This window comes from Schaalia sp. JY-X169 (assembly GCF_014069575.1).
Classification (GTDB): Bacteria; Actinomycetota; Actinomycetes; order Actinomycetales; family Actinomycetaceae; genus Scrofimicrobium.
In genome coordinates, this window is sequence record NZ_CP059675.1 from 1,630,795 (window position 1) to 1,649,021 (window position 18,227).

The 18,227-nt window shown below is 59.7% G+C and carries 15 protein-coding genes; 9 read left to right on the plus strand and 6 right to left on the minus strand.

All coding sequences use genetic code 11. The annotated features are described in order from the left end of the window. Positions 1-13 precede the first annotated feature (13 nt). From hemW to lepA, 3 genes are read right to left on the minus strand one after another with little or no spacing between them, the layout of a single operon-like run. The gene (hemW, locus tag H2O65_RS07220) at positions 14-1,189 is read right to left on the minus strand and encodes a radical SAM family heme chaperone HemW (protein ID WP_182141072.1); all 1,176 of its coding nucleotides are present in this window, start codon (positions 1,187-1,189) and stop codon (positions 14-16) included. Beyond that, positions 1,189-1,923 (minus strand): tRNA (guanosine(46)-N7)-methyltransferase TrmB, encoded by a 735-nt coding sequence (trmB, locus tag H2O65_RS07225; RefSeq protein WP_398395974.1) that lies wholly within the window; start codon positions 1,921-1,923, stop codon positions 1,189-1,191. Before trmB ends, hemW begins: the two co-directional genes overlap by 1 nt. Then, positions 1,920-3,767 (minus strand): translation elongation factor 4, encoded by a 1,848-nt coding sequence (gene lepA, locus H2O65_RS07230; RefSeq protein ID WP_259349487.1) that lies wholly within the window; start codon positions 3,765-3,767, stop codon positions 1,920-1,922. The genes trmB and lepA overlap by 4 nt, the downstream gene beginning before the upstream one ends. Before the next feature lie 129 nt (positions 3,768-3,896). On the opposite strand from lepA, the gene H2O65_RS07235 reads away from it, so the two are divergent. Together H2O65_RS07235 and rpsT are read left to right on the plus strand one after the other, a co-directional pair. Then, positions 3,897-4,625, plus strand: a complete 729-nt coding sequence (locus H2O65_RS07235; RefSeq protein ID WP_182141074.1) for a hypothetical protein — start codon at positions 3,897-3,899, stop codon at positions 4,623-4,625. A gap of 202 nt (positions 4,626-4,827) precedes the next feature. Next, positions 4,828-5,088 carry a 30S ribosomal protein S20 gene (gene rpsT / locus H2O65_RS07240; protein ID WP_182141075.1) on the plus strand — a complete coding sequence of 87 codons (261 nt, stop codon included), beginning with the start codon at positions 4,828-4,830 and terminating at the stop codon, positions 5,086-5,088. A 32-nt stretch (positions 5,089-5,120) separates the two neighbouring features. On the opposite strand, the gene holA is transcribed toward rpsT, so the two are convergent. Further along, the gene (gene holA, locus H2O65_RS07245; RefSeq protein WP_182141076.1) at positions 5,121-6,056 is read right to left on the minus strand and encodes a DNA polymerase III subunit delta; all 936 of its coding nucleotides are present in this window, start codon (positions 6,054-6,056) and stop codon (positions 5,121-5,123) included. Positions 6,057-6,235: 179 nt separating this feature from the next. On the opposite strand from holA, the gene H2O65_RS07250 reads away from it, so the two are divergent. Next, complete coding sequence (locus H2O65_RS07250; protein ID WP_182141077.1) at positions 6,236-7,549, plus strand: SLC13 family permease; 1,314 nt, start codon at positions 6,236-6,238, stop codon at positions 7,547-7,549. A 26-nt stretch (positions 7,550-7,575) separates the two neighbouring features. Here the strand turns inward: H2O65_RS07250 and H2O65_RS07255 are convergent, their stop codons facing one another. Both H2O65_RS07255 and H2O65_RS07260 read right to left on the minus strand, forming a co-directional pair. Further along, positions 7,576-9,087 (minus strand): ComEC/Rec2 family competence protein, encoded by a 1,512-nt coding sequence (locus H2O65_RS07255; protein WP_182141078.1) that lies wholly within the window; start codon positions 9,085-9,087, stop codon positions 7,576-7,578. Beyond that, positions 9,053-9,814: a ComEA family DNA-binding protein gene (locus H2O65_RS07260; RefSeq protein ID WP_182141079.1), complete on the minus strand. Its 762-nt coding sequence runs from the start codon at positions 9,812-9,814 to the stop codon at positions 9,053-9,055. The genes H2O65_RS07255 and H2O65_RS07260 overlap by 35 nt, the downstream gene beginning before the upstream one ends. Before the next feature lie 79 nt (positions 9,815-9,893). On the opposite strand from H2O65_RS07260, the gene proC reads away from it, so the two are divergent. The 6 genes from proC to H2O65_RS07290 all read left to right on the plus strand — a co-directional run bounded on the left by proC (position 9,894) and on the right by H2O65_RS07290 (position 18,223). After that, entirely contained in the window at positions 9,894-10,709 is an 816-nt protein-coding gene (gene proC, locus H2O65_RS07265; RefSeq protein ID WP_182141080.1) for a pyrroline-5-carboxylate reductase, read from the plus strand. Between the two features lie 90 nt (positions 10,710-10,799). Continuing rightward, complete coding sequence (gene valS / locus H2O65_RS07270) at positions 10,800-13,493, plus strand: valine--tRNA ligase (protein WP_182141081.1); 2,694 nt, start codon at positions 10,800-10,802, stop codon at positions 13,491-13,493. A 119-nt stretch (positions 13,494-13,612) separates the two neighbouring features. Then, positions 13,613-15,460, plus strand: coding sequence for a long-chain fatty acid--CoA ligase (locus H2O65_RS07275; RefSeq protein ID WP_182142724.1), 1,848 nt, complete (start codon positions 13,613-13,615; stop codon positions 15,458-15,460). A 117-nt stretch (positions 15,461-15,577) separates the two neighbouring features. Continuing rightward, the gene (gene purE, locus H2O65_RS07280) at positions 15,578-16,078 is read left to right on the plus strand and encodes a 5-(carboxyamino)imidazole ribonucleotide mutase (protein WP_182141082.1); all 501 of its coding nucleotides are present in this window, start codon (positions 15,578-15,580) and stop codon (positions 16,076-16,078) included. Between the two features lie 36 nt (positions 16,079-16,114). Further along, the gene (locus H2O65_RS07285; protein ID WP_182141083.1) at positions 16,115-16,798 is read left to right on the plus strand and encodes a phosphoribosylaminoimidazolesuccinocarboxamide synthase; all 684 of its coding nucleotides are present in this window, start codon (positions 16,115-16,117) and stop codon (positions 16,796-16,798) included. A 108-nt stretch (positions 16,799-16,906) separates the two neighbouring features. Further along, complete coding sequence (locus H2O65_RS07290) at positions 16,907-18,223, plus strand: amidophosphoribosyltransferase (protein WP_259349488.1); 1,317 nt, start codon at positions 16,907-16,909, stop codon at positions 18,221-18,223. Positions 18,224-18,227: the final 4 nt, after the last annotated feature.

An 18,227-nucleotide genomic window follows, 5' to 3' on the forward strand; every position in this document is an offset into this window, starting at 1 on the left:
TCACATTCGGGGCCTACCAACCAAGTAGCGTCCGCGTCACCAAATCGGCTAGCAGGCGTCCTTTCAGGGTCAGCACCGCCCGCTCGCCCTCGAACACATCGAGGAGTCCGTCGCGGACTAAACCCGCAACCACTGCGGGGTCAAACCCACCCATTCCCTCCCTGGTGCGAATCCCCAGCATCACGGCCTCGACCCGACGGTCTTCCTCAGAGAGCTTCTCACCAGCAAAACCCGGCGAAACTCCCTGCAGGAGACGACCGGCGTATGCGCGGGGATGCTTAACATTCCACCAGCGCTGGCCCGCCACGTGGGAATGCGCTCCCGGCCCATAGCCCCACCAATCCCAGTTCCGCCAGTACGCCAGGTTGTGGGTGGAACGGGTCGCATCCGAGGTTGAGAAGTTGGAGATTTCATACCAGTGGAAGCCGGCCTGCCCCAACAGGGCGTCAGCTAACTCGTACTTCTGCGCATCTAGATCCCCATCGGGTGGCGCAATGAGGCCGGATGCCAACTCTCTCCCCATCTTCGTCCCCTCCTCGATGATCAGGGAGTAGGCGCTGATGTGATCCGGGTGCATCCCAATCGCCTGCCGCAATGAAGCCTCCCAGTCCCCCAAAGTTTCGCCTGGGGCCCCATAGATGAGGTCGACTGAAACCTGACAGTCGGCCGCCTTCGCAGCTGCTACGGCGCGCGGCACATTCTCCGGGTTGTGAGTGCGGTCCAAAGTTTTCAGAACATGGGGCACGGCCGACTGCATGCCAATCGAAAAGCGGTTGATACCCGCATTTGCGAACTGTTGGGCCTTCTTTTCGTCCAGTGTCTCCGGGTTAGCCTCCAGGGTCACCTCTGCGCCCTCGGCAATACCGAAGGCGGCGTCGAGGGTGCGGAGGATTCTCCCTATCTCACCGGGAGCAAGAAGCGACGGTGTGCCACCACCAAAAAAGACAGACTCCAGTGGACGGGGATCCACGATGCCTCTGCTGAACTCAATCTCGCGGACGACGGAGTCCGCATAGGTTGCAAGATCCGCGCCCTCACCAAACCCCGTGGTGTAGGTGTTGAAATCGCAGTATCCACAACGCACCGTACAAAACGGCACATGCACATACGCCGCAAAGGGACTGTTCCCCACACTCGGCTCGAGTGTGCCGTCCTCGGGCCAGACACTTCCCTCGGGTTGACGGGGCATTACAACCCACGCGGCAAACGCACCGCAGCGATATCCCACGTCTCACGCCCGGCTTCTTTGCCGCGCTGCTCAAAGTGTGTTTCGACCCGCCCCTCAAACCGTGGCGAAAACGTTGTGGCACCATCCTCAACCGCAATCTGAAAGTCGGGGGCTGCCGTCATCACTTCCAGCATCTGCTCGGCATAGTTCTCCCAGTCCGTCGCCATGCGCCACACGCCACCGTCCTCCAGAAGGTCAGCGACCACCTTCGCAAACGGAAGGGAGACAATGCGGCGTTTATGGTGGCGAGCCTTGCGCCACGGATCAGGAAAAAACGTCCACACCTCACGCACCGAAGCGGGTCCCAGAAGGATCGGCAAGGCCTGTTGCGCGTCGGCTTCAATGACGCGGATATTGGTGACTCCGCGCTCCGCAGCAGTCACCGTGAGACGCGCAATCCCCGGCGTCCACACCTCAAAAGCCAAGAAGTTCACCTCCGGGTGGCGGGATGCGAAATCAACAACCTGCTCCCCACGACCCGGCCCTATCTCCACAAACAACGGCGCACAGCGACCGAAAACGCCCTCGACATCCAGTCGATACCCATCCGCAACCGTGGTCTCCCCAACCCCGCGCGGAACATCAATCACGTAGTCGTCCCGCACAGCCGCAAACTGGCGTTCAAGAGAGGGATTCATATCGCGGATCCGTCGGGTGAACGACTTAGTCCGCGCCATGAAAACTTCTTCGCTCACTTCTTTCCCGTCGGAGCGTCCGAGGTCAGAGCAGCAATGAATGCCTCCTGGGGCACTTCCACGCGACCGATTGCCTTCATGCGCTTCTTGCCTTCCTTTTGCTTCTCAAGAAGTTTGCGCTTACGGGAAATGTCGCCGCCGTAGCACTTGGCTAGCATGTCTTTGCGCAGAGCCTTGATGGTCTCGCGACTGATAACCCGCGAGCCAACTGCCGCCTGCACGGGAATCTCAAACTGCTGCCTGGGGATTAGCTCCTTGAGGCGCTTCGTCATCCGCAGCCCATACGAGTAGGCATTGTCCTTGTGAACGATGGCGCTGAATGCGTCAACCTGCTCTGTATTGAGCAGAATGTCAACCTTCACCAAGTCCGCAACGGCCTCGCCGTCCTCGTGATAGTCCAGTGACGCATAGCCGCGGGTGCGGGACTTGAGGTGGTCGAAGAAGTCAAAAACAATCTCTGCCAGCGGCAACTTGTAGCGCAGCTCAACGCGTTCAGGCGACAGATAGTCCATTCCCAGCAGTGTGCCACGCCTCTCTTGACACAACTCCATCACCGAACCCACGAAATCGTTCGGTGTGAGGATCGTTGCTGCGACCATTGGTTCACGAACCTCAGAAATCTTCCCGTCCGGGAACTCTGAGGGGTTATCCACACGGATCTTCGTTCCGTCCTCGGCCGTCACCTCATAGACAACGTTCGGCGAGGTGGCAATGAGGTCGAGGCCGAACTCCCTCTCCAAACGCTCACGCACAATCTCCAGGTGCAGTAGGCCCAGGAAGCCACACCGGAACCCGAAGCCGAGGGCGACAGAGGTCTCCGGTTCGAAGGTGAGGGCCGCATCGTTCAACTGGAGTTTGGTGAGAGCTTCGCGCAGGTCCGGAAAGTCTGAACCGTCAACCGGGTAAATGCCTGAAAACACCATGGGAAGTGGATTGTGATAGCCGGGCAGAGGCTGGTCTGCGGGGCGAACAGCCGTGGTGATCGTGTCACCAACCCGCGACTTGCGCACGTCCTTAACCCCGGTGATAAGGTAACCGACTTCGCCGGCACCCAGGCCATTTGTCGGGGTCGGTTCCGGTGACATCACGCCGAGCTCAAGGAGCTCATACGTTGCGCCGGTAGACATCATCTTGACGCGTTCACGTTTGGAAAGGTGACCGTCGACCACACGCACATACGTGACAACCCCGCGGTAGGAGTCGTAGACGGAGTCGAAGATCTCCGCCCTGGTTGCCCCCTCTGGTTGACCAGACGGGGCTGGGACCTCGGCAACAATGCGATCCAACAGCTCCGCGACGCCCTCGCCCGTCTTGCCAGAGACCCGCAACACTTCACTTGGATCCACACCAATTAGCGATGCTAGTTCTTCAGCAAACTTCTCCGGTTGCGCCCCTGGCAGGTCAATCTTGTTGAGTACGGGAATGATGGCGAGGTCGTTTTCCATCGCCAAATAGAGGTTTGCCAGGGTCTGTGCTTCGATCCCCTGGGCCGCATCAACTAGCAGCACCGCGCCCTCGCATGCCGCCAGTGAGCGTGAAACCTCGTAGGTGAAGTCGACGTGTCCGGGGGTGTCAATCATGTTGAGGGCGTAGGTTTGCCCATCAACACTCCACGGCAAACGCACCGCCTGGCTCTTGATGGTGATGCCACGCTCGCGCTCAATATCCATCCGGTCCAGGTACTGGGCGCGCATTTCCCGCGACTCAACGACGCCAGTCAACGCAAGCATGCGGTCGGCAAGCGTTGACTTCCCATGGTCGATGTGAGCGATAATCGAGAAGTTGCGGATACGGTCCTCAGGCGTATCGCCAGGGACGTTGCTACCGAACTTCACATCGTTCACCAGTGATCTCCTCATCTTTTATACAGATCCTAAGTTTGCCACGGGCAAGGTCGTAACTCTAACGGCCCCGGTGTGACCTTTCCACAGCAAGGCACGTGGGTAGACTAGAAAACAGACGAGGAGGCGGCGGTGGCGAACAGTTTCGAGGACTACATTCTTGACCCTCTGCCGCCGCAAAGTCGGTCAACTCCCCACGGGCGCGCGATGCTCAACCTGGCAAGTTTTGCCGGTCGCGCTCTGAGTGCCACGGGGTTTCTCCTCTTGATCCTCAGCGGCGCAACAAACTTGGGAGCCACAATCCTGGCGTTCCTGCTTCAGCGGGTAGCACCCGGTCGGGGAACAGTTCCGCTCATCATCGTTGGTATCTCTTGGCTGTGCTGGATCGCACTGGCATTCCTCCGTTGGCGCATCAACCGGGCTGGTGAAGGTCCCGCCGTAGGCCAAACATGGGGCCTGGTAGCGGACACAAACCAACGTCCCACCAGTGGCATGAATCAACGCGCCACGCCGGACATCAACAGTGGCTCCACTAAGGACGAGGGCGCTCCGACTTCAACGTCAGGATCCATGTCACCAGGCGCCCGGGCTGACGGGACGATTTCGGTGGAGGCCGCAGAGCGCATCAGTCGTGCATCCACCGAGTTCTCTGTCCGTCGGCAGACACCGCTGCCCAGAGTTGAAGCTGCACAACGCTCCATCCGCGTCCTCGTGGGAGGCAATCAGCAGCCCGGATGGATACGGTTTGACCTGAGACCCCTCGTGGTCTCGTTCGTCGCTGTTGCGGCCTCGATCCCCGTAATGATGGTTACCGCAGCAGTGACGTTGTTTGTCCTCTTGTTCTCGACGGGGCCGTTCTAGAGAGGCCGCGTGACCAGTTGCACGCGGCCTAGGCCATTTACAGTCAAGGAACGACTGATAAAGTTGGCGATTGGACTCGCGCGTGTGGTTGAGCGTGGGACCAGGTTTAGACCGATCGCGGGTGTCCCCACGCCCAGTCCCCGGTCAGACCTCACCCCTCATCGACCAGAACTATCAACATTTTTTTGAGGAGAGTCTAAGAGTGGCAAACATCAAGCAGCAGAAGAAGCGCGTTGGCACAAACGAGAAGCGTCGCGTCCGCAACCAGGGCTACAAGTCCGAACTGAAGACGTTTGTTCGCAAGACTCGTGAAGCAGTCGAAGCCGGTGACAAGGACTTGGCTGAAACCAACCTGCGCGAGGCCTGCCGCAAGCTGGACGTCGCTGTTTCGAAGGGCGTTATTCACCGCAACCAGGCGGCGCAGCGCAAGTCGAAGCTGTCCCGGCTTGTAAACCAGATGTAACTAGGGTTTCGTCAATCCCGCAGTTCGGGAGCCTATCGAATCCGTGCAATCTCCATAATGCACAGGTCGATTGCAGCTTCCGGGGTGCGGGATTCCCCTTTAACTGCCGCGTCCGCATCGGCGATGATCCGTATGGCCTTGCCCAGGTGTTCTTCATTCCATCCCCGGGCCCTCTTGCGCGAGTTGTCGAGCATCCACGGCTGAACCTTCAGTTCTGCAGCTGTGACACCGGGGATCTTCACCTTTGCCATCAGGCGGAACTCACTAGCCAAAGCCGCGACAATGACAACCAGTGGGACCTTGGTTCCAAGGGCTTGACGCAGTAAGAGCAGCGCTCGCGTGGAATCATGTTCTGCAAGGGCCTGCGCCACTTCAAATGGGCGGGTCTCAACCCGACCCTGGTGGAAAATCCGCACAGCATCCGGAGTGATGTCACCACCGCAATCCGCAACCAGCTGACGGGCAGAGGCCAGGAGCTCGCCCAGTTCGCCACCCAAAGCCGCGACAAGATCAGCTGCTGCCTGGCGAGTAATACTGCCCCCTACGCTACGGACCTCATCAGCAACAAGTTCTACCTTCTGCTCGTTACCCTTCACCGGCGCAGCGCTTATCTCTGGAAACTTGCCCGCCTTGAGAGCCCGAATTATCCGCGCACCCTTGTTGCCACCGCGGTGCTGGGCGATCACCCAGACCGACTGAGCCGGATTCTTGACGTAGTTCTCAAAGTCCGTCGCGAAATCATCACTCATCTTGTCCAAGTCAGAGATGATCAGGAGTCGCTCATCCGAAAACAGGGAGCCGGAGGCATGTGTTGCCAGTTCCCCCTTTTCATAGGTCTGAGCGGAGAACTCAACTATCTCTACATCCGGCGCAACGGACTGCACCGCTGTACGAATCTGAGTGGTAGCGCGCAAAACCAGGGCGTCCTCACCACCCCTAATCAGAGTGATTGGAGCGGGTGGGGGCAACGGTCGGCCTCTTTGCTGGGAATTCAATTTCCAACCACCCTTCACTACTAGTCCCACAGGCTTCCCACCCGTCTTGGTGGGAACCCTTGAAAGCAACCCTAGCGGCAGGTTCCGACACAAACCCACACGACGAAGCTGTGGGTGCGCGTATTGTTTATAAATGTTGTGGACTGGTCTAAATGCCTGAGATAGATACAACAACGGCTGTCATTGCGCTGCTTGTCCTAGCCCTTGTGTTCGTGATCGGAACGGTCAGCAAGCTGCAGATGGGTATTGCGGCGATCGTCGCAGCAACGATCGTTGGACCCCTGGTTTTCGGAGAGTCCGTTCAAGAGATTCAGCAGGGTTTCCCACTCAGTCTTTTCTTCACACTCATGGGTGTGACGTACCTTTTCGCAATAGCCACAAACAATGGCACCGTGGGCTGGCTGGTCAACTGGGGATTGCGGATAGTTGGTGGCCGCGCATCCGTGTTCCCCCTCATCATGTTCGTCGTAACTGCTGTCCTGACAGCCATCGGCGCGGCAACACCGGCGGCTGCCGCAATTCTTATGCCAATCGCCCTGAGCTTCTCACGGCGTAATCGACTCAATCCCCTTCCCATGACGCAGGCCATTATTCAAGGCGCAACAGCGGGGTCCTTCTCTCCGATGGGTGTCTACGGTGTTATCGTCAACTCCGTCGTGCAGCGGTCCGGCCAGCAACTGAGAGACCTCTACAACCCGTCCGTGACTTGGGCAGTCGTCTTCATGGTCAGCCTGGTCATCACAGTCATCACATGGCTGATGTACCGCAGGCCCGCCCCTTCTAACCCTGGAACCGCTCAGAGTGAGAGTGAAGAGAATGGCCACGGCATCCTTGCGAGGCGTCCCCGTCACCAGTTCGGAATCCAGCGCGCGGCAACCCTTGCAGGTATCGCCATCATGGCCCTCCTGGTCCTTGTTTTCGGCCTGGACGTTGGCCTCACGGCCCTCACAGTCGGGGCAGTACTTACCCTGCTCTTCCCTAACTCAGCAAAGGGGGCCATCAGACAGATCGCCTGGCAAACCATTCTGCTAGTAGGCGGCATCGTCACTTATGTGTCCATGCTTGAGCGGCAGGGCATCATCGCGTGGATAGGCGACGGAGCCGCGAGCCTTGGCAACCCCAAGATGGCAGCCATCATCATCCTCTTCGTCGGAGCATTAGTCTCTGCCTTCGCCTCCACTACCGGCATTCTTGGCGCACTGATCCCCCTTTCGGTCCCGTTCCTGGTCATGTCTGATGGAAGCCCCGCAGCACTGAGCGCCACAATGTTGATCGGGGCGCTTGCGGTGGCATCATCGGCCGTAGACGTCTCACCCTTCTCCACAAATGGGGCGTTAGCGGTTGCTAATGCCTCGTACCAGAGCAACTACGTCTACAGGAAGCTCTTCATTTGGTGTTGGGTCTTGATCGTCGCCGTGCCCATCATTGCGTGGGCGACAATGATCCTCCCGCCTTGGGGTGGCTAATGCCCAACCGGGCCGCGCGCTCCGGCCTAACCGGACCCCCGTGCTCGTCCGAGCGTCCTCGCGCCAGCCCATCCCACCAGTACGATCGCAACTATGACGGCCGCGGCGGCTAGCAGCCCCGCAATGCCGCTTGGCCAAGCCAGCCGCGCCAGCGGCCACCCGGCCACGCGGAGGGCAGTGGCTTCCATATAGCGGGCCAAAGGTGCCGCCAAATATGCGCAGACATTCGCCGCCGCAGGCCACCACAGGCAGGTTGCGGCCGCAGTTAAGCCCAGTAGTGTCAACGGGGTGACAATAGGAGCGACGAGGAGATTCGCGACCACCCCCCAAGTCGGGAGCCACGGGTTAACCAGCGCAAGGATCGGCAGCGTAACCGCCTGGGCGACCACTGCGATCACCACGGCCTCGCCTACAGCCTGGGCGATTGGTTTGATGCCTCCCGACCAGTCGTCCACGGTCTGCTTCAACCACCCGGTCAAGCCGCGCCCCGCCGTGAGAATTCCGGCCGTCGCCAGTGTTGACAGTGCAAAACCTAGAGAAACTGCGCTCCACGGGTCGATAAGCAAGGTCCCCGCGGTGACCGCAAACAAGAGCCCAAGCGGTTGACCGCCCCTTCCCAGTATCAAACCCCACGCAGCCAGCGCCCCCATACCAACCGCGCGCAGTACCGCGGGTTGTGGACCAACCACCACCACCATCGTCGCCAAAAAACACCAGGTTGCCACCGCTTTGATCCGGCGCCGCCCCGGTAGCAGCACAGAAATTACAGAGAGCGAGATCGCTATGTGGGAGCCTGAAACCGCCGTGAGGTGGGTGAGTGAGGTGGTCAGCATCGCCTCCTTCGTCTCCTTACTCAGTCCCCGGTCATCACCGATTGACATCCCCCCGATCAACGGTCCGGCAGACCCGGCCTTAGCCTCACTGATCTGGGACAGGGTGGACTTCAGGTTCGCAACGAATCGTTGCCACCGTGGAGCCGACTCAATCTCTTGCACCCCTGAAGCTCGTAGGTATCCCAGTGCGGGCGGGCCAGGACTCCCTTCCGTCTCAAGTGTTCCGTGCAGTCGCAAGACCGTGCCTCTAACCAGCCGCGCTCCGCCCAGGTCTCCACTAGCGACGCTGACATAGAGTCGCACCCGTGATTCGGCCTCCACGGCAAATCGCCAGCCAGGTTCGCCCCAGTTTTCGGACGCCACCGTCGGGTCGCTGATCACCCGCGCAACAACGCTGACTTCCGAATCGCTGCGCTCCAACGCGGTCGCCACCTGCTCCCAGTCGCCCCGAACGTGTGCACCAACGAAGCACGCGACCAAACAACCAAGTAGACCCACTGCAATGCTCAGCATCAAGCCGATGTCACGTAGCGAAAAGAGGGCAGTAAGAACTCCGATTACAACCACCACGATCACCACCCAGGATTGCTCCAACACCCCCAGAAGAGCCCCGACCCAAGTCCCGCAAGCGAGCGTCCCGAGCCGCAGATCAACACCGCGGGGAACGGCCTCACTGGCAGGTTCCGGCACTGATTCGCTCAGCAAGGGTACTTCCAATCCCCGGGACACCGGTCAACTGCGCTGCTGTTTGAATCGGACCGGCCCCATCGCGCCAGGCGACGATCCTAGCCGCGATCTTGGGGCCCACCCCGTCCAATGTCTGCAGCTCCTCCTCGGATGCGGTGTTCAGATCAACGCATCCGCCCCCGGCAACCGCATTCGCAACCTCACCACTGGGAAGAACTTCACCGACTTTTGGCACCGTAATTTGTGTCCCATCGCTAACGAAGGCCGCCAGGTTCAGAACACCCGTATCCGCATCCGGACCAACCCCGCCAGCCGCATCAATGGCATCGACTACGCGCGCACCCGCGGGCAGTTCGACGATTCCAGGCTCTTTCACGGCCCCCACAACATGCACGATCAACCCGTCACCTTCCCCCCGACTTGCTTCAGCGAGGCCGTATCCCATGTCTTGGACAGCGCCGCCCGACTGCACGGGCAACCCCGGGCCCATGCTTTGAGCATCACCCGCCACTCCCCGCCAGAGACCGAGCGTTGCCAGGAGGACAACGACGAGGGCGAGCCCCACTGCCACCACCGGAGTCATGCGATAGCGCAGACGCCCGTCCGCCGCGTAGCTGCTGTGCTTCCCACCCACCTCTTTGCTCCTGTCCGAATGTGCCGTCTCCGCGCAGCGCCCTCCGCTGGCAGTGCTCACTGTCGCAAGTGAGTGACTCAAATCGTTCCCCGCAGCAGATTCCGTGTCCATCGCTAATGTCCGCGCCTGGGGATTGCGCCGGATTCCCTGCGCTGTGGATCTAGAATCAAGGGGACCAAGGAGGAATCACATGAAAGTAGCCTTTATCGGGGCCGGTGTCATGGGGCACGCAATCGCCGAGGGCGCAGCAACCCACCAGCCGGGCAGCTGGGAGTTCACCTTCTTTGATCCAAACCAGGCCGCAGCACAATCTGCAGCCCAAGCAGTTGGTGGCCGCTCTGCCGCAAGTGCAGCGGATGCCGTCGCCGGAGCCAATATGGTCGTTCTTGCGGTCAAGCCCCAGGTCCAGTCGCGCGTAATAAACTCTCTCCCCAAGCTTGACGGCCAGATCCTTGTTTCCATTGCCGCCGGCCGCACACTGGCCGACATCGGGAAGGATCTTTCGGGGTTGGGTCAAAGCGACGTCCCTGTCGTGCGCGTCATGCCCAACGTCAACGCCATTGTCGGCCACGCCACGACTGCCGTATGCGGCAGTGTGGACGCCACCGATGAGCAGGTCGCAGCAGTCGTCACCCTCTTTGAGAGTGTCGGCACCACCATGCAAATTGATGAGTACCTCTTCGGCGTCTTCACAGCCATGGCCGGATCGTCGCCCGCCTGGTTCTTCCAGATTGTCGACGACCTCGCACATGCCGGTGTCAAGCACGGCCTCACCAAAGAACAGGCCACAAAGGCTGCCTGCAGCACAATGCTGGGTTCCGCGGCCATGCTGGCTCACACCCTGGAAGAAGGCGGACACCCCGCCCAGTTGGTCGACCGCGTCTGCTCCCCGGGTGGTACCACCATCGCTGGTCTTTTGGCTGCGCAGGCCGCCGGACTGGGCCCGGCCCTCGTCGACGCCGTGGACGCGGTCGTCGCTAGAGACAAGGAACTGGGCCACCCATAACGAGAGGTCCGACCCAACCGTTTGGACCACGGGACAATCCCAAGTAATTTTGACCCCGGCAACAACGACACACTTTTTGGAGTAAACCTCATGTCCCGACCCGATCAGTCCCTCCCCCTCTCACTATCCGCTCCCGAGGTGCCGGACCGGGTTGTTACCGAGGGCCTGGAAAACAAGTGGCTGCAAACTTGGGAGGACCAGCAGGTTTACAAGTTCGACCGTGATGCAACGCGCGAGGAAGTGTTCTCTATCGACACGCCTCCCCCCACAGTGTCGGGCTCTCTCCACATCGGTCATGCCTTCTCATACACCCACACCGACACCATGGCGCGGTTCCAGCGCATGATGGGTAAGAAGGTCTTCTATCCGATGGGCTGGGATGACAACGGCCTCCCAACTGAGCGTCGCGTCCAGAACTACTACGGGGTGCGCTGCGATCCAACCCTGCCGTACGTGGCGGATTACCAACCTCCGTACGAGGGCGGGGAGGGCAAGTCGATCAAGGCTGCGGATCAGCAGCCCATTTCCCGCCAGAACTTCATTGAACTTTGCGAGCGCTTGTCCCAAGAGGATGAAGCTCAGTTTGAGTCACTATGGCGCTACCTGGGCCTTTCTGTTGACTGGGGAATGACCTACCAGACCATCGGCGCCGACGCCCGCCTGGTCACCCAGGCTGCTTTCCTCCAGAACCTCGCTCGCGGCGAAGCGTACCGCGCTGAAGCCCCCGGACTTTGGGATGTCACCCTGCAAACAGCGGTCGCTCAGGCCGAGGTCGAGGCGCGTGAGTATCCGGGCCACTACTACAAGTTGGTTTTCCACGGCGACGCCGCAGAAGTTGGCGAAGACGCAGCGGGTCGCAATGTCGAGATTGAAACGACCCGGCCCGAACTTCTGGGAGCCTGCGTCGCCCTGATTGCCCACCCTGATGATGAGCGCTACCAGGACCTTTTCGGCGCCTACGTCACGTCCCCGGGATTCGGGGTTCGCCTTCCCGTCCTCGCCCATCCCCTTGCTGAGAAGGACAAGGGCGCGGGCATCGCGATGTGTTGTACGTTCGGCGACATTACCGACGTGCAGTGGTGGCGTGAGTTGCGTCTGCCTCTACGCGCCATCCTCGACAAGGATGGCCGCATCACCCGGGAAGTCCCGGCGTGGATTACCGCGCCCGAGGGCGAGGCACTATTTGAGGCCACCGCTGGTAAGACGACCTTCTCTGCCCGCAAGGAGATTGTCGAGGCCCTGGTCGAATCCGGTGACGTCGTCGGAGAGCCGACGCCCACCAACCGTATGGCGAACTTCTTTGAGAAGGGCGACAAGCCGCTAGAGATCGTCACTTCCCGCCAGTGGTACGTGCGTAATGGTGGCCGCGAATACACGCGCAGTGGCGCAACGGTTGACCTGCGCGAAGAGCTGCTGCAACGCGGTCGCGAACTGAACTTCCACCCCGACTTTATGCGGGTGCGCTATGAGAACTGGGTCAACGGCCTCAACACCGACTGGCTGATTTCCCGTCAGCGCTTCTTCGGCGTTCCACTCCCGGTCTGGTATGGCATTGACGATTCGGGCGAGGTCGATTACGACAACGTCCTCGCCCCCGACTTTGAGCAGCTCCCCATTGATCCCACCGTCGACGTCCCTCCTGGTTACACCTCTGACCAGCGCGGTGTTGCAGGGGGTTTCCAGCCTGAGATCGACATCATGGACACCTGGGCCACCTCTTCCCTGACGCCGCAGATTCCCACGGGTTGGCTACGTGATGCAGACCTCTACTCACGTGTCTTCCCCATGGATATGCGTGCCCAGGGCCAAGATATTCTGCGCACCTGGCTGTTCTCAACGATCCTGCGTTCCAACCTGCAGTTCGACTGCCTCCCCTGGTCCAACGCGGCCATTTCCGGGTGGATCCTGGACGCGGACCGCAAGAAGATGTCCAAATCAAAGGGCAATGTGGTGACACCGATGGCCCTGCTTGAGAAGTATGGTTCGGATGCGGTTCGCTACTGGGCTGATTCGGCGCGTCTTGGCACGGATGCCACCTTTGATGAGGGGCAGTTGAAGATCGGCCGCCGCCTGGCCATCAAGCTCTTGAATGCCTCCAAGTTTGCGCTGTCAATGGCCGCGACCGATGGCTCGCTTGACCTGGATCCGGCCCGTGTCACGGTCCCCGTGGACGCCTCAGTCTTGGCGACTCTGGCCGAGGTCGTCGACTCGGCAACGACCTCGTTCCACAACTACGATCACACCCATGCCCTCGAAGTCACAGAGACCTTCTTCTGGGCTTTCTGCGATGACTACATCGAGTTGGTCAAGGAACGTGCTTACAACACGGCTGGGCAGTGGAGCACCGAAGAGTCAGCCTCTGCTCGGGCGACCCTCGCCCTGGGCGTCGACGCCTTTGTTCGCCTCCTTGCCCCATTCCTCCCCTTCTCCGCCGAGGAAGCCTGGTCCTGGTACCGTAACGGTTCCGTGCACGTCGCCTCTTGGCCAGTTGCAGAGGACTACCGCACGGGCGGTGACCCAGCCGTCTTAGAAGCCACTTCAGCCGCCTTGATTCAGTTGCGACGAGTCAAGTCTGAAGCAAAGGTCTCCCCTCGCACGCCCTACCTGAGTGTCACCCTCTCCGGACCCACCACGAAGATTGGCTTGCTGGACTCGGTACAGGAAGACCTCAAGGCTGCTACGAAGTCCGAGGGTGTCTTCGCCCTCGTCGGGACTGAAGACACCACAGAGTTTGCCGTCACCGACTTTGAACTGGGAACACCACCGAAGCGCAACAGGGGCTGAGCACGCACCGCCCACCTACAAGAGGAGCAAATGTGAGCGATCCACAACCGAACGTAGATCCACAAGAGGACGTCGGCGCGGAGGCCAGTCCGCTTGGTGACGCCGTCCTAGTTGAGAAAATCGACGCTGAGGGCCTTGTCAGCACCGAGGCTCTGGAGTGGACTGCGCCTGTGCTCGCCCGCGTCGACGACCAAGACACACTGCCCCACGCACTGCTCCAACGCGTGCAGAAGGGCCCGCGCCGCCCCCTGGCCGAAGTTAAAGAGCCAATCACCGGGACGTGGCGGACGGTTACTGCCGGGCAGTTCTGGGAGTACGTCAACAAGATTGCCCAGGGCCTCATTGGGATGGGCCTGGAGTTTGGTGACCCGGTCGCAATCATGTCGCGAACCCGCTACGAGTGGATGGTTCTTGACTTCGCTGCCTGGGCTGCCGGCCTAGTGCCAATCCCCATTTATGAGACCTCTTCAAAGGCGCAGATCGAGCACATTATCAGTGATGCGAAGGTAAAGTTTGCTGTCACGGAATCGGTGGTGATGGCGAACCTGGTTGCCGCAGCAGCCGAGGACGTAAACGCAGAAGTCACCATACTCTCCCTGGATCAGGGGGCCATGGGTGAGCTGGAGGCGGCTGGCGTCTCAGTTCCTGCAGCCGAGGTCACGGCGCGCACCAACCAGCTCACGTTGGACTCAGTGGCAACCATTGTCTACACGTCCGGAACCACAGGAACCCCCAAGGGTGCCGTTATTTCCCATGGCAACTTCACCGACCTCAACAAGAACTCACACCTGTGGATGCCCGAGGTCGCAGACTTCCCCCGCTCGCGCATGTTGCTCTTCCTGCCACTTGCGCACATCCTCGCACGCTTCCTGCAGGTTTTCGTTGTCACAGGCGAGGGCGTCATTGGCCACACCTCGGACATCAAGACCCTCCTTCCGGACCTGGCAAGTTTCCGCCCCACGTTCCTCCTGGTGGTCCCCCGAGTTCTGGAGAAGATCTACAACTCCGCCGACGCGAAAGCGGGCACAGGTGCCAAGAAGACGATCTTCCGTTGGGCTGCAAACGTAGCGGTCGAGTACTCCAAAGCACTCGACACCCCGGAGGGTCCGTCGCGGCAGCTGCGCATGCAACGCAAGGCCGGGGACGCCCTCGTCTATTCGAAGTTGACCAGCATGGTCGGCGGCAACGTGGGCATCATTATTTCCGGTGGTGCGCCCCTGTCGGAGCGTCTGGCGCACTTCTTCCGCGGCGCGGGTCTGCCGATCCAGGAGGGCTACGGCCTCACCGAGACTACCGGCCCCCTGTCCGTCAACACACCTCACCTCACCAAGATTGGGACGGTTGGCCCCACGCTGCCCCCCATGCGTACCAAGATTTCCGATGAGGGAGAGGTGCTGGTCAAGGGTCCAGCAGTCTTCCAGGGCTACCACAATCGGCCTGACCTCACGGCTGCCACGTTTGACGAGGACGGATGGTTCCGCACCGGTGACCTGGGGTGGATCGATCGTGATGGCTATGTTTCCATCACCGGCCGCATGAAGGAAGTCATCGTTACCGCCGGTGGCAAAAATGTCATTCCCTCTACCTTGGAAGACTCCCTGCGCGGCCATCCCCTCATCAGCCAGGTGATTGTCGTTGGTGACAAGCGTCCGTTTATCGGCGCCCTAATAACACTGGACGATGAGATGATGCCAATCTGGCTGAAGAACAAGGGCCTCGACCCAATGACTGTCAGCCAGGCGGTTCGTCACCCGGAGATCCGCGCGTCACTTTCTGCGGCAATCGACCGGGCGAACGAGGGCGTCTCTCGCGCCGAATCGATCAGGAAGTTCGAGATTCTCAGCACAGACTTCACGGAAGCAAATGGATTGATGACCCCTTCCATGAAGATGAAGCGCGGAGAGGTCCTGAAGCGTCATAGTGCGGATATCGATGCTCTCTACGGGGGCCCAGTAGAGCAGGAGTAGGCAGTTGGTGCCGGGTCCGAATGTTAGGGCCCGGCAGCTCCACCCCTCCAACTTGTTGTATAAATCAGACATCAGAGCTTTTTAGGACCCCCTGCAGCAAACAGGAGTACGAAGCAGATGAAAAAGGTTGCCGTGATCATGGGTAGCGACAGCGATCTACCCGTAGTCGAGAAAGCACTGGAGAAGCTCAAAGAGTTCTCCGTACCATTTGAAGCACACGTCTACTCCGCACACAGAACCCCTGAGCAAGCTCGCGATTTCTCTGCAAACGCTCGCGCCAATGGTTTCGGAGTGATCATTGCAGCCGCCGGGAAAGCCGCACACCTTGCTGGCTCAGTCGCCGCAAACACGACATTGCCCGTTATTGGCATTCCAATCAAAGCGTCCGCACTTGACGGCTTGGACGCCCTACTTTCAACCGTGCAGATGCCCCCGGGCATGCCTGTCGCAACCGTCGCGATCGACGGAGCAGCTAATGCAGCGCTGCTCGCCATGCAGATCCTGGCAGTCGAAGACGCAGAATTGGCACAAAAGCTTGAGGACTCCAGGTCGGCTGAGCGCACCAAGATCTTGGCGAAAGACGCCGCCCTCACGAAGAGATTCACACCTACTACCTAGTCAGTTCCACACCCAACCTTTCGGGAGTTGTACAGTATGAACAAGGTTTACACAGGTAAGACGAAAGATGTCTACGCGCTAGAGAACGGCAACTACCTTCTCAAGTTCAAAGACGACGTCACCGGAGTTGACGGGGTGTTTGATCCCGGCGCAAACACGGTGGGTCTCAGCATCGAAGGAGTCGGCCAGGTCAACCTCGCCATGTCCACCCACTTCTTCGAGAAGATCAATGAGGCTGGCATCAAGACGCACTTCGTGAGTGCTGACCCCGAAGAGGTCACCATGGAGGTACTTCCCGCCAAGGTGTTCGGCAAGGGTCTGGAAGTGATTTGTCGCGACCGCGCCGTCGGAAGTTTCTTCCGCCGCTACGGCGACTATGTGGTCGAGGGCGCGCCCCTCCCCTCTTACGTTGAGACGACTCTCAAGGATGATGAGCGCGGAGATCCCCTCATCACGAAAGACGCCCTCGTCGACCTGGGGATCATGAGTGGTGAGCAGTACGACGACCTCAAGGAAATGACCCAGAAGATCAACGCGATTGTTGCAAGCGAGCTCCTCAAGAAGGGCCTGGTCCTCTACGACATCAAGTTTGAGTTCGGGTACGACGAAGACGGCGACGTGATCCTCATCGACGAAATCGCCTCGGGAAACATGAGGGCATACCGCGACGGGGAGTACGTCGAGCCCATGGAACTGTCCCGAATCTTCTTTGAGGACTGAACTAAGACCTTGGGCGGCTTCTTCGGCGCAGTTTCCACGCGGGACTGTGTCTTCGACGTGTTTTTTGGGACGGACTACCACTCTCACCTGGGCACTAGGCGGGGTGGTATGGCCGCCTACGGTGGCACACGCGGCTTCCAGAGGGACATTCATAATATTGAGAATTCCCCCTTCCGCACCAAGTTCGAAGGCATCACGGAAGAGATGCAGGGCAATATCTGCATCGGAAGCATTAGTGACTCTGACCCTCAGCCACTCCTGGTGCGCTCGGTACTGGGGACGTTCGCCATTGCGTTCGTTGGCGTTATCAACAATGCCGACGCCCTGATAGATGAGCTGCTTGCCCCCGGCGGGTTCCACTTCGAGGCCCTCACCGGGGGCAGGGTCAACGCCATTGAACTCATAGCCGCCCTCATCAATCAGAAGGACAGTTTCGAAGAGGGCCTCAAGCATGTTCAAGAGGTCGTTGAAGGCACAGCATCCATCCTGGTGATGACGGAAGACACCATCTATGCCTGCCGGGATCGTTTGGGCAGACTACCCATCCACCTGGGGAAGGGCGAGGACGGATTCGCCCTCGCCTTCGAATCGTTCTCGTACCAAAAACTCGGCTACTCAGATGTTCACGAACTGGGTCCGGGCGAAGTTGTGGCAGTGAAGGCCACCGGGTATGAGATGGTCGTCCCTCCCGGCGAAGAGATGCAGATCTGCGGGTTTCTCTGGGCTTACTACGGGTATCCGACCTCGAACTACGAGGGTGTCAATGTCGAGGTCATGCGCAACCGTAATGGCGCCCTCCTCGCACAGGCAGACAAGGGCAACTCGATCGACATAGACTACGTCAGCGGTGTGCCAGATTCAGGCACGCCCCACGCCATTGGCTATGCCAACGAGAGCCACATTCCCTTTGCCCGCCCCTTCATCAAGTACACGCCGACCTGGCCGCGCAGCTTCATGCCCGCGAACCAGAAGGAACGTAACCGGGTTGCGAAGATGAAAATGATCCCGGTTCACGAACTGATCGATGGCAAGAGGCTGCTTTTTGTCGACGACAGCATCGTCCGCGGCACGCAACTTCGAGAGACCGTGGAGTTCCTCTACGACAACGGCGCCAAGGAGGTGCACGTCCGTTCTGCATGTCCCCCGATCATGTACGCGTGCAAGTACCTCAACTTCACCCGTTCCACATCGGAAATGGAGTTGATTGCACGCCGCACCATTGAGGAGCTGGAAGGCGACGAGGGGCTTGCGCACCTGGATGAGTACGCGGACGGGAACACAGAGCGAGGGCGTGCGCTCCGCGAGCGCATCTGCGAAGAGTTGCATTTTACATCCCTGGAATACCAGTCACTGGAGGGAATAATCGCGGCGATCGGCCTCGAACCCTCAAAAATCTGCACCTATTGTTGGAGCGGGAAAGGCTAGGACA

Bases quoted from the DNA above. Each gene is read 5' to 3' on its own strand.
- hemW (WP_182141072.1), bottom strand. From the start codon at position 1,189: ATGCCCCGTCAACCCGAGGGAAGTGTCTGGCCCGAGGACGGCACACTC.
- H2O65_RS07250 (WP_182141077.1), top strand. From the start codon at position 6,236: ATGCCTGAGATAGATACAACAACGGCTGTCATTGCGCTGCTTGTCCTA.
- H2O65_RS07260 (WP_182141079.1), bottom strand. From the start codon at position 9,814: ATGGACACGGAATCTGCTGCGGGGAACGATTTGAGTCACTCACTTGCG.
- proC (WP_182141080.1), top strand. From the start codon at position 9,894: ATGAAAGTAGCCTTTATCGGGGCCGGTGTCATGGGGCACGCAATCGCC.
- valS (WP_182141081.1), top strand. From the start codon at position 10,800: ATGTCCCGACCCGATCAGTCCCTCCCCCTCTCACTATCCGCTCCCGAG.
- purE (WP_182141082.1), top strand. From the start codon at position 15,578: ATGAAAAAGGTTGCCGTGATCATGGGTAGCGACAGCGATCTACCCGTA.
- H2O65_RS07285 (WP_182141083.1), top strand. From the start codon at position 16,115: ATGAACAAGGTTTACACAGGTAAGACGAAAGATGTCTACGCGCTAGAG.
- H2O65_RS07290 (WP_259349488.1), top strand. From the start codon at position 16,907: ATGGCCGCCTACGGTGGCACACGCGGCTTCCAGAGGGACATTCATAAT.